This is a genomic window from Streptomyces phaeoluteigriseus, from assembly GCF_001896135.2.
Classification (GTDB): domain Bacteria; phylum Actinomycetota; class Actinomycetes; order Streptomycetales; family Streptomycetaceae; genus Streptomyces; species Streptomyces phaeoluteigriseus.
Window position 1 is genome coordinate 1,145,288 of the sequence record NZ_MPOH02000011.1, and the last position, 10,763, is coordinate 1,156,050.

Sequence of the window (10,763 nt, forward strand, 5' to 3'; positions counted from 1 at the left end):
GGATGACGCAAGCCGGTTCGAACCGGTCCCGGTGAGCTCTGCGGACCTTCCTCACACCCGCAGCACCAACGTGTCCTCCGCCCTCCCCGTCGGCGCCCCCTGCGCGGGACCCAGCAGCCGCGTGTACGGCCCGCCCCGCGCGGCCAGTTCGGCGTGTGTGCCTGTCTCGGCCAGGCGGCCGTCGTCCACGACCAGGATGTGGTCGGCGTCCGGGGCGAGGGTGAGGTCGTGGGTGATGAGGATGGTGGTGCGGTGGGACATCAGGCGGCGGAGGGGATTCATGATCTGGCGGGCGGCGACGGCGTCGAGGCCGGCTGTGGGTTCGTCGAGGATCAGGACCGGGGCGGCGCGGAGCATCGCGCGGGCGATGGTGATGCGCTTCTGCTGGCCGCCGGAGAGGGCTGCCGTGCCGGGGGCGATCCGGGTGTCGTAGCCCTCGGGGAGCGCGGCGATGAAGGCGTGCGCGGCGGCGGCACGGGCGACGCGTTCGATGTCCTCGTCGGTCGCGCCGGGGCGTCCGCACTCGATGTTCTCGCGGATGGTGCCGTTGAGGATCAGGGTCTCCTGGGGAAGGAGGGCCACCTGTTCGCGGAGGAAGGCCAGGGGTACGTCGGCCAGCGGGACGCCGTCCAGGGTGATCACGCCTGCCGAGGGGTCGTAGAAGCGGGTGAGGAGTTTGGACAGGGTCGACTTTCCGGCGCCGCTCGCGCCGGTGACGAGGACCAGTTCGCCGGGGGACGCGGTGAAGGTCACCTCGTCGAGTGATCGGCGGGTCGCGCCCGGGTAGCGGAACGACACTCCGTGGAAGCCGACCCAGCCCTGGACCGGCCAGGCTCGGACCGGGGCGGCGGGGTCCTTCACCGACGGCTCCGCGTCGAGGACCTCGTTCAGGCGTTGCGCGCCCGCGGTCGCGGCGGTGAGGGTGAGGCCGAGTTGGCCGAGGCTGCGGACCGGGGGGTAGAGGTAGCCGATGAAGGCGGCGAAGGCGAGGAGTTGGCCCAGGGTCATGCGGCCGGCGGAGATCTCCCAGACGCCCAGACCGATGACCGTGAGCACGCAGAGGGTTTCGACCACTTCCACGAACTGCTCGTACATCTCGCTCAGCCGGGCGCCGCGCACCGATGCCTTCATCCACGCGCGGGCCTCGCGGTCGAGGCGCTGTGCCTCGTCACCCTGCCGGTTGTACGCCTGGGTCAGCACGATGTTTCCGAGGGACTCCTCGACCACCGACGTGATCGCGCCGTCGGCGACCCGCTCGTCCTGGGAGGCCTCCTTGACGCGGCCGGTGAAGCGGCGGGCGGCGAGGAGGAAGAGGGGTGCGAGGACGAAGGTGACGAGGGCCAGGTCCCAGCGGAGCCAGAAGGCGGCGGCCGCGTAGAAGACGGCGGAGAAGGCGGCCGACACCGTGCCCACGACGCCGGACACCACCATCTGTTCTATGGCCTCCACGTCCCCGGTGAGGCGCTCGACCAGGTCTCCCTGGCGATGCCTCTGGAAGAAGTGCGGGGGGAGGTCCTGGACGTGCCGGAAGACGCCTGCCCGTAGACGCAGGACGAATCTCTCGGCGGTCCAGGTCGCGAGGGAGTTGCCGAGGTAGCCGACCAGCGCACCCAGCACCGCCACGGCCAGCCAGGCGCCGGCCGGGCCCCAGAAGGCGTCGAGCGAGCCTGCCTCCAGGGCGTTGTCGGTCAGCTCCGCGAACAGCAGGATCGAGGCGGTCTCGGCGAGCGCGGACACCACCACGCAGGCGATGATCGCCAGCAGCCACCTGCGGTCGCCGCGGGTCAGCGGCCAGAAGCGGCGGAAGGCCTCACGGACTTCCCTCATGGTCGACCACTCCCTTTCTGTACGGAACGACGGTCATGCGGTACGGAACGGTGGACATGGCCGAGGCGGGGCCCCCGGCGCGAGTCGTGCTCGCCCACCGGTGGCCCCGCCTCGTGGCGTCCTGGCGTCTCAGCCCTTGTTGGAGACGGGGCGGCGCTTCGGGGTGACCTTCTTCGCGGCCTTCTTCTTGGGCGCCGGGGCGGCCTTGCGGGTCTTCTTCACGGGGGTGACCTTGTGGAAGCTCATGACGGTCGTTCCTTTCGGCTGCAATTACCTTTGAATTGATTTGATTTACTTAGGCGTACGCCTTGGAAACGGTCTTACCGACCGCCCCGTCAGCCCTTGCCGGAGACAGGGCGACGCTTCGGAGTGACCTTCTTCGCGGCCTTCTTCTTGGGCGCCGGGGCGGCCTTGCGGGTCTTCTTGGCCGGGGAAATCTTGTGGAAGCTCATCGGGCTCTCCTTCGCGTTGTTTGCTTCTGTGTCGTTCGCTTTCGACATGGAAAACACTACGGGACACGAGAGCCGGAAAAAGCCAATTCCGCTTAGACCTGCATTAATTGGAGCTGAGACGTATTTTCAGGCGGCGCGGGGAACCAAGTGGGGGCTTACACAGGTTTTAGTACGCGCAAGGGCCTTGATCACGCGTGCGCATACGCAGGGAGTTGCCCGCTCGCAAACGCGCAGAGGCGGCCGCGTCGGTGACGCGGCCGCCTCTGCGGTGGGATGACCTCCAAGGCCCCCAGGGTCCCCGGGCTCCGAGAGTCCCGAGGATCCCGAGGGTTACTGCACGATCGTGATCCGGTTCGTCACCGGCGGCGCGATCGGGGCGGTGGCCGAGGAGTTGGCCAGCAGGTACTGCTCCAGGGCGGTCAGGTCGTCGAGGCCGACGAGGTCGTTCGTGCCCTGGCCCAGGGTGGTGAAGCCGTCGCCGCCGCCCGCGAGGAAGCTGTTCGTCGCGACGCGGTAGGTGGCGGACGGGTCGATGGCGGCGCCGTTCAGCTTGATGGAGTCCGTGACGACACGGTCCGCGCCGGCCTTCGTCAGGTCCAGCGTGTACGTCAGGTTCGCCGACGGCTGGAGGATCTTCGGCGCGCTCGCGTTCGACCCGCTCACCTGCTCCTTGAGCACCTGGATCAGCTGGGTGCCGGTGAAGTCCTGGAGGTTCACGGTGTTGGCGAACGGCTGGACGGTGAAGCCCTCGGCGTAGGTGACCACGCCGTCGCCCTCAGCGCCCTTGGCCGCGTAGGTCAGACCGGCCCGCACGCCACCCGGGTTCATCAGGGCGAGGTCCGCCTCCGCGTCCAGCTCCTTGCCGTACCAGAGCTGCGCGTCCGCGATCAGGTCGCCCATCGGGGACTCGGTGCCCGTGTTGGGGACGTCGGCGGAGATGTGGCCGATCGCTCGGTTGCCGATGGGCGCCGCGAGGGTGTTCCACTTGCTGATCAGCTCGGTCATGTCCGTCGCCTTGGGGACGGTCCGGGTGACCACGTGGTTCGCCGACTTCACCGCCGTACGGGCGATGTCACCGGTGAAGCGGTCGTACGTCAGCGTGGTGTCCGTGTACAGACGGCCGAAGGAGGCCGCCGAGGTCACCGTGCGCGGCTTGCCCGACGGGTCGTTGATCGTGCAGGCGTACGCCGCGTGCGTGTGACCCGTGACCAGGGCGTCCACCGACGGCGAGATGTTCTTCGCGATGTCGACGATCGGGCCGGAGATGCCGTCCCCGGCGCCCGGCGAGTCGCAGTTGTAGTTGTACGAGGTGGAGGCGGGCAGGCCGCCCTCGTGGATCAGCGCCACGATCGACTTCACGCCCTGGCGCTGCAGCTCCTTGGCGTACTTGTTGATCGTCTCGACCTCGTCCTTGAACTTCAGGCCCTTGACGCCCTCCGCGGAGACGATGCCCGGCGTGTCCTCCAGGGTCACGCCGATGAAGCCGACCTTGACGTCCTTCTTCTTCCAGACCCAGTACGGCTTCAGGATCGGCTTCCCGGACTTCTCGCCCAGGACGTTCGCCGCGAGGTACGGGAAGTCGGCGCCGCCGAACTCCTCGTCCGTGTAGCAGCCGTCCGTCGGGTGGCAGCCGCCCTTCTGCAGGCGGGCCAGCTCCTTGGCGCCCTCGTCGAACTCGTGGTTGCCCACCGAGGTGACGTCCAGGTCCAGCTTGTTGAGCGCCTCGATGGTGGGCTCGTCGTGGAACAGGCCGGAGATCAGCGGGGAGGCGCCGACCATGTCACCGCCGGCCGCGGTGATGGAGTACTTGTTGCCCTCGCGCGCCTGGCGCAGGTGCGTGGCCAGGTACTCCACGCCGCCCGCGTCGATCGTCTTCGTCGTGCCGTCGGCCTGAAGCTCGGTGACCCGGCCGGAGGAACCGCTCGGCGGCTCGAGGTTGCCGTGCAGGTCGTTGAACGACAGCAACTGCACGTCCTGGTAACGGCTCGGCAGCGGCTTTCCGTGGTTGCTGTCGTGCGCACCCGCCGGCAGCGCGGCGACCAGTGCTCCGGCGGTGGCCAGACCGGCGGCCGCCGCGAGCAGCCCGTACGTACGGCGTCTGCGGCTCGGATGCGAGTGGGAAGTGGCTGGCATGCGCCCCCCTGTGGTGTCTGCCCTGTGGTGTCTGCTGTGGTGTCGACGTCCTCGGGCCTGGGGAGGCCCCGTGAGGCGTCTGAGGCAGTGGCCCCGTCGGGCCGCAGCCTAGAGTCAACGCGCGTAGCGCGACAGGGGGTTCCTGGTTACATCCTGGTTTCCCTTTGCCTTCCGGGGGCCTTCCCCGTGGCTGACGGTGGCCTTCCACCTGGCTTCCGCGTGGCTGATGGTCGCCTTCCACCTGGCTTCCACTCGGCGTCCGCTCCGCGTCCCGCCCCCGCTTCCCCTCCCCGCCGCCACTGGTTCCCCGCCCTCATCGCACTGGTTCCCCGTCCTCATCGCCGCTGGTCTCCCTCCTCTTCGCCGCTGGTCTCCCTCCCCATCGCCGCTGGCTCCCCGCCTCCGTCGCCGCTGGTTCCCCCGCCCCCCTTTGCGGACGGCTCACCGTCGCCTTTCCCCTCCCCTCTCCCGATGCCGCCACTTTGCGGAGCCCGCCCTTTACCCTCGTACGCATGACCAGCGACGACCCCGCATCGGCACCCGGCTCCCGTTCCATCGAGAAACTCTCCGCGCTCTCCCCCGCACAGACCGAGGCCGTCCTCGACCTGCTCGCGGAGGCCGCCCACAGCGACGGTCGGCAGGCGGTGTCCGAACAGGGCCGGCTGCAACTGCGGGGTGGCCCCCGCGAGGGCGTCTCCCATCTGCTGCTCTCCGCGGGCGACGAACTCGTCGCCTACGCCCAGCTGGAGGACACCGACCCCGTCGAGGCCCCGGCCGCCGAGCTGGTCGTCCACCCCGCGCACCGCGGGCACGGGCACGGCCGGGCACTCGGCTCCGCCCTGCTCGCCGCCTCCGGCAAACGGCTGCGGGTGTGGGCCCACGGCGGCCACTCCGCCGCCCGGCACCTCGCCCAGGTACTGGGCCTTTCGCTGTTCCGCGAACTGCGCCAGATGCGGCGGCCGTTGGCCGACCTCGACCTGCCCGAGCCGGTGTTCCCCGAGGGGGTGACCGTCCGCACCTTCGTCCCCGGTCAGGACGACGGGGCCTGGCTGGCCGTCAACGCCGCCGCCTTCGCCCACCACCCCGAACAGGGCTCCCTCACCCAGCGCGACCTCGACGACCGCAAGGCCCAGCCCTGGTTCGACCCCGCCGGCTTCTTCCTCGCCTTCCGCGAGGACCGGCTCATCGGCTTCCACTGGACGAAGGTCCACGCCGAGGAGGGGATCGGCGAGGTGTACGTCCTCGGTGTCGCCCCCGGTGCGCAGGGCGGCGGCCTCGGCAAGTCCCTCACCACGATCGGCCTGCGGCACCTCGCGGCCCAGGCGCTGCCCACCGCCATGCTCTACGTCGACGCCGACAACAAGGCGGCGGTGTCGGTCTACGAGCGTCTGGGGTTCGTCACCTACGAGACGGACCTGATGTACCGGACGGAGACCTGAGGTCGCAGCCCCGTCCTCACAGTCCCCCGGACGGGCTCAGGCGCACTGACCGGCGTCTCAGCGGCTCCGGCGTGCACAGCGCCGTCGACGCCAGCGTCACCGCCAGGACCAACGCCCATCTCACGTGGGTCTCCTCCCACCAGCGGTCCGCCGGCAGCGTCAGCAGTCCCCACCGCGCCGGGACGAGCACGGCCACCGCGGCCGCCGCGCCGAGCCATGCCGCCGCTCGCTTGCCCACCTCGGCGCCGTCGGTGAAGCGCACGGCGGCGGTCGCGAGGGCGATGGCGAAGGTGGCCGTCGCCAGGGCCTCCAGGGTGACCGGGACGAGGGGCGGGCGGGTCGGTCCGGGCAGCAGAATCAGGGCCGCCGCCCACCACAGGGCCAGCAGCGGGGCCGCCAGCGCGAGGCGCAGGCCGGCTCGGTAGGGACGGCCGAGCGGGCTCGCGACGGTGGTGTGCCGGGCCGGGTCGTCGAGCAGGAAGGCCAGGCCGATCCCGCCGGTCAACGCGGTCACCCGCAGCACCGTCAGTCCCAGTTCCTCCCCCGGTGCCTGGTCCGGCAGCCGTGTACTCGCCGCGAACAGCAGGCCCAGGCCACCGCCCGCGGTCAACGCCGCCCAGGGCAGTGACCGCCACACCGGCGGGGCGAGGGACCGCAGCAGGGCTCGGGTACAGCGGGTGGGGACGCGACCGGTGGCGAGGGTGACGCCGCGGCCGGCGGTGACGGTCGGGCCGTGACTGTCGGAGCGGGTAGGGCCGTAGGCGTAGGAGGGGGGCGGGCCGTCGCTGTGGGAGGGGGTCGGGCGGCCGGATGCGGGGCCCTCAGCCCCGGCCGCGTCTCCTACTCGTCGCACGACTCCACCCCCTGCGGCACCGCGACGCCCAGCAGCTTCGCCGCCTCGGCCGTCGACGTCCGCGCGGACGTCAGCTCCGACCAGTGCTTCTTGACCAGGGCGGTGATCTCCGCGCGGGGCCGGGCGAGCAGCTCGCCGACGACCGCCGTCTGGTGGGACGTCAGACTCAGCCCGTTGGTGGGGGCGAGGACAAGGCCGGAGCCGGTGGTGCTGTCGTCCAGCCGCACGTCCCGGAACGTGGCCATCGGCGTGGGGTCGGTGCCCAGCACCAGCCACATGATGGTCACCGCGCGGGCGTCGCACATGGCCCGCGTCGTCGCGTCCTCGGTGCCCGCCACGAGGACGGTGGCGGCTCCCACCGCGAACTCGGGGACACGGTTGCCGCCCCAGCGGGTGCCGACGGTCACCACGCCCGGTGTGGCGGAGGGGTTCAGCGCGGAGTCGACCTCTATGCCGCCGCTGGTGTCGATGCGCTGACGCACCGTCACAGATGCCTCGGTCGCGCTGCCGCCGGCCGCGGACCGGACCCGCTCGACGACCGCCGCCCAGTCGTCCCGCACGCCCTTCCACTCGGGGAAGGCGCAGTACGTCGATCCGTCGTGCTCCGTGCACGACTGGACCTTCTGCGGGGTCGTGGACGCCGTCTTGCGTGCCGCCTCCAGGGCCGCCGTGTCGCGTGTGAACTGGCCGATCGCACCGGCGGCGGTGACCGCGAGGGCGAGGGCGGTCGCCGCCTTGACGCCGCGGGTGCGGCCGCCGGACAGCAGCAGGGCCGCACAGGTCAGCGCGGCGCACAGGCCCAGCAGATAGAGCGCATGCCAGGCGGCCGGACGGCCGAGGAGGTCGCTGGGGACCGGGTCGCCGCCGGAGATGCCGGAGAAGACCATCGGGGAGAGCCAGCCGACCTGTGGTTCGTCCGACTCGGAGACGTCGGTGGCGAGGACCATGAGCAGATACGCGGCGACCACGAAGAGCATGGGCGCGAAGGGCATGGGCACGAGCCGGGCCAGCAGGACGCCGGTGATGCCGGCCATCAGGACGACCAGGGGTCCCACGGCCAGCTCGCCGACAGAACCGTGACCGATCGCGCCGGGCTTCAGGGCCTCCCGGGTGAACTCGCCCGCGACGACGACCGCGGTGAGCACCGCGAGCGGCACCGTGGAGAGCACGTGCGCGAGGACGCGGCGCCAGGGCTCCATGGCCATGACGTCGAACTGCTGGACCGTGCCGTGCTTGCGCGAACGCAGGGCGGCGGCGTTGCTGCAGACGAGCAGGGCGACGGCGAGGAACAGCGGGGCCGTCTGCGTGTTGCGGTCGACCGTGTTGAGCACGGGGTAGTCGCTCATGCCGTCCTGGAACGTCAGCCGCGCGGTGGTGAAGCCGACGTAGAGGAGGAGGAAGACCAGTACCGGGATCTGGAGGAGGAGTTCGCGGGCCTCGAAGCGGGCCAGGGCGAGCACGGCGCCGGTGCGGCTGCCGGGGCCCTGGGTCTCCGGGAGCCCGGGGGCGGAGTCCGTGACTGTCGTGATCGTGGCGCTCATGCGGTCACCGTCCGGCTCTCGCTGTCGAGGGTGAGCAGATAGCCGTCCTCCAGGGTGGGTTCGAGCAGGTGGGCGCCCTCCGGCGGGTCTCCGACGTTGCGGAAGGTGCCGGTGCCGGTGCGCCAGCCGGCCAGGGCGGCCGGGTCCCGCTCCGCGCTGCTCCAGACGCGGCCGGCCGCGCGTGCGGTCAGTTCGGCGGGGGTTCCCTCGAAGCGGACGCGGCCCTGGGCGAGGACCACGACCCGGTGGCAGAGCATCGCCACGTCCTCGGTCTGGTGGGTGGAGAGCAGGACCGTGCGCCCCTCGCCGGCCTCGGCGATCAGTCCGCGGAAGCGCATGCGCTGTTCCGGGTCGAGGCCGACGGTCGGTTCGTCCAGGACGAGGAAGCCGGGGTCGCCGACGAGCGCGGCGGCCAGCGCGACACGCTGCCGCATGCCGCCGGACAGCCGCTTGATCCGCTTGCCCCGCACGTCCGCGAGATCGACGGCGTCCAGCACGCGCCGCACCTCGCGGTGCCGGGCCGCACGGTCGGTCAGTTCCTTCAGGATCGCCACGTAGTCGACGAACGCGAAGGCCGTGAAGTCCGGGTGGAAGCCGGGCGTCTGCGGCAGATAGCCGAGCGCGCGGCGCAGGGCCAGGCGGCCGGCCGAGGTACCGGGGTCGTGGCCCAGGGCGGTGAACTCGCCCCGGTCCGGCGGTACGGCTGTGGCGAGCACCCGCAACAGGGTGGTCTTTCCGGCGCCGTTGGGGCCGAGCAGGCCGGTCACGCCTCGCGTCAGCCGCAGCGAGACGCCGTCCAGGGCGTGGGTGCCGCCGTAGCGCAGGGACAGGCCGGTGGCCGTCACGGTGGTGGGCGGGGTGGTCATGCGGGGCTCCTGGGGTTCCGGTCGGTGGGCGCTGGCGGGCGGGGGCGTCATACGGCGCCGCCGTCCACGAAGCCGCCCGCGGGACGCGTGTCGAAACGGTCCCGGGTCTGGTAGAGCAGGACGGTGGCGAGAGCCGCTATGGCCGCCGCGGCCGACTGCCCGGCCGCCGTGAAGGGCACGAGCGTGGAGTGGGAGTGCGCCTGTGACTGCGCCACCACCAGCAGCGTCAGCCAGGCGCCGCCCACCAGGCCGGGCGCGAGGACCGGACCCAGCCGAGGGGTCAGCGCCAGGCCGGTCGCGGTCAGGGCGACCGCTGGCAGCAGCCAGGTCAGGGCCAGCAGCCCGTACTCCGGCAGGGCGAGGGTGGCAAGGCCGTTGAACGCGAGGCCCGCGGTCAGCACCGCGACCGTCCGGATCATCAGCAGCCGGAAGCCGTGCATCGGGGCGACGACAGCCATCTCGTACGACGGGTCGAGGGCCGGCCCGTACGACAGGGCGACCCCGCCGAGCGGGAGGAGCGGGGCGAGGGCGAGGAACAGCGCGGGCCGGTCCACCAGGTGCACGGCCAGGACCGTCATCACCAGCAGGGACAGCACCGCCAGCAACCACGACCGGCGCAGCACCGGGGTGGCCGTCAGGAGCCGGGCGGTGTGGTCGGCCACACCGAGCCGCACCAGCAGCCGCTCGACCAGGCTCGGCCGGGGCGCGTCCAGCTCGGCGTCCAGCCGCTCCCAGGCTTCGTCCAGCGCGACCGGGTCGGCCGCCCCGGCGAGCCGCGACCGGCACTGGGCGCACCCCGTGAGGTGCGTGTCGGCGGACCACAGCAGGGGGGCCGCCAACTCGCCCCGCGCGTAGGCCCGCAGGTCCTCGTCCGCCACGTGCCACGTCATGCCAGGACCTCCTTCACTCTGCCGGCCTCCACGCATCCGCGCGGGCGCCCTTCCGTCACGTACCGCCTCATGCCAGCGCCTCCCGCAGTTGCTTGCGGGCCCGCTGGGCCCGCGTCTTGACCGTGCCCGGGGGGATGCCGAGCAGGACGGCGGCCTCCCGGGTGGTGAGTCCGTCGATGACGGTGGCCTGGAGGACCGCCCGCAACTCCGGTGAGAGGCGGGTGAGGGCACCGGCGAGGTCCCCGTGCTCCACTCCCGCGAGCACCCGCTCCTCCGCCGAGGCCTCGTCGCGATGGCGCAGCCGGGCCAGCGCCTGGCGCAGCCGCCCCCGTGCCCCGTCACCGCGCACGGCGTCGACGAGGCGACGGGAACCGATGCGCCACAGCCAGCCGGCCGCGTCCTCGGAGTGGCCCTCCGCACGGAAGCGGGCGGTACCGCGCCACACCGCGAGGAACGTGTCCTGGACGACGTCGTCGACTATCGCGGCGTCGGCGCAGCGGCTGCGCATGCGCGCGGTCAGCCACGGCGCGTATCGCCGGTACAGCTCCTCGAAGGCGTGACGGTCCCCGTCTGCCGCGATGGCCCGCAGCAGCTCCCCGTCGCTTCTCGTTTCGCTCACATCCCCTCATCGGACGAGCCCCGCCGATCGGTTCACGATTCGGCACCCGAATTTTTTCGCCCCCTCGCCCCACCACCGACCTCGCCCCACTACGCGGCCTCACCCCACCGCTCACCGCCCAGTGACCGCCGCCCACCCCCCAC

At 71.9% G+C, this 10,763-nt stretch carries 8 protein-coding genes; 1 reads left to right on the forward strand and 7 read right to left on the reverse strand.

From position 1 onward, the window contains the following. Positions 1 to 51 precede the first annotated feature (51 nt). Both BM536_RS16325 and BM536_RS16330 read right to left on the reverse strand, forming a co-directional pair. Positions 52 to 1,827, reverse strand: coding sequence for an ABC transporter ATP-binding protein (locus BM536_RS16325; RefSeq protein WP_073495008.1), 1,776 nt, complete (start codon positions 1,825 to 1,827; stop codon positions 52 to 54). Between the two features lie 782 nt (positions 1,828 to 2,609). Further along, entirely contained in the window at positions 2,610 to 4,412 is a 1,803-nt protein-coding gene (locus BM536_RS16330; RefSeq protein ID WP_073495006.1) for a bifunctional metallophosphatase/5'-nucleotidase, read from the reverse strand. 512 nt (positions 4,413 to 4,924) lie between these two features. On the opposite strand from BM536_RS16330, the gene mshD reads away from it, so the two are divergent. After that, positions 4,925 to 5,851, forward strand: coding sequence for a mycothiol synthase (gene mshD, locus BM536_RS16335; protein WP_073495004.1), 927 nt, complete (start codon positions 4,925 to 4,927; stop codon positions 5,849 to 5,851). Between the two features lie 16 nt (positions 5,852 to 5,867). On the opposite strand, the gene BM536_RS16340 is transcribed toward mshD, so the two are convergent. The 5 genes from BM536_RS16340 to BM536_RS16360 form a co-directional block, all read right to left on the reverse strand. After that, positions 5,868 to 6,704: an ABC transporter gene (locus BM536_RS16340; protein ID WP_281258576.1), complete on the reverse strand. Its 837-nt coding sequence runs from the start codon at positions 6,702 to 6,704 to the stop codon at positions 5,868 to 5,870. Continuing rightward, positions 6,692 to 8,245: an ABC transporter permease gene (locus BM536_RS16345; RefSeq protein WP_094103067.1), complete on the reverse strand. Its 1,554-nt coding sequence runs from the start codon at positions 8,243 to 8,245 to the stop codon at positions 6,692 to 6,694. Before BM536_RS16345 ends, BM536_RS16340 begins: the two co-directional genes overlap by 13 nt. Further along, a complete protein-coding gene (locus tag BM536_RS16350; protein WP_073495001.1) occupies positions 8,242 to 9,111 on the reverse strand; it encodes an ABC transporter ATP-binding protein in 870 nt (289 codons plus the stop codon). The genes BM536_RS16345 and BM536_RS16350 overlap by 4 nt, the downstream gene beginning before the upstream one ends. A gap of 47 nt (positions 9,112 to 9,158) precedes the next feature. Next, positions 9,159 to 10,001, reverse strand: coding sequence for a cupin domain-containing protein (locus BM536_RS16355; RefSeq protein WP_094103068.1), 843 nt, complete (start codon positions 9,999 to 10,001; stop codon positions 9,159 to 9,161). Positions 10,002 to 10,068: 67 nt separating this feature from the next. After that, positions 10,069 to 10,620, reverse strand: coding sequence for an RNA polymerase sigma factor (locus tag BM536_RS16360; RefSeq protein ID WP_073494999.1), 552 nt, complete (start codon positions 10,618 to 10,620; stop codon positions 10,069 to 10,071). Positions 10,621 to 10,763: the final 143 nt, after the last annotated feature.

Bases quoted from the DNA above. Each gene is read 5' to 3' on its own strand.
- BM536_RS16325 (WP_073495008.1), bottom strand. From the start codon at position 1,827: ATGAGGGAAGTCCGTGAGGCCTTCCGCCGCTTCTGGCCGCTGACCCGC.
- BM536_RS16330 (WP_073495006.1), bottom strand. From the start codon at position 4,412: ATGCCAGCCACTTCCCACTCGCATCCGAGCCGCAGACGCCGTACGTAC.
- mshD (WP_073495004.1), top strand. From the start codon at position 4,925: ATGACCAGCGACGACCCCGCATCGGCACCCGGCTCCCGTTCCATCGAG.
- BM536_RS16345 (WP_094103067.1), bottom strand. From the start codon at position 8,245: ATGAGCGCCACGATCACGACAGTCACGGACTCCGCCCCCGGGCTCCCG.
- BM536_RS16350 (WP_073495001.1), bottom strand. From the start codon at position 9,111: ATGACCACCCCGCCCACCACCGTGACGGCCACCGGCCTGTCCCTGCGC.
- BM536_RS16355 (WP_094103068.1), bottom strand. From the start codon at position 10,001: ATGACGTGGCACGTGGCGGACGAGGACCTGCGGGCCTACGCGCGGGGC.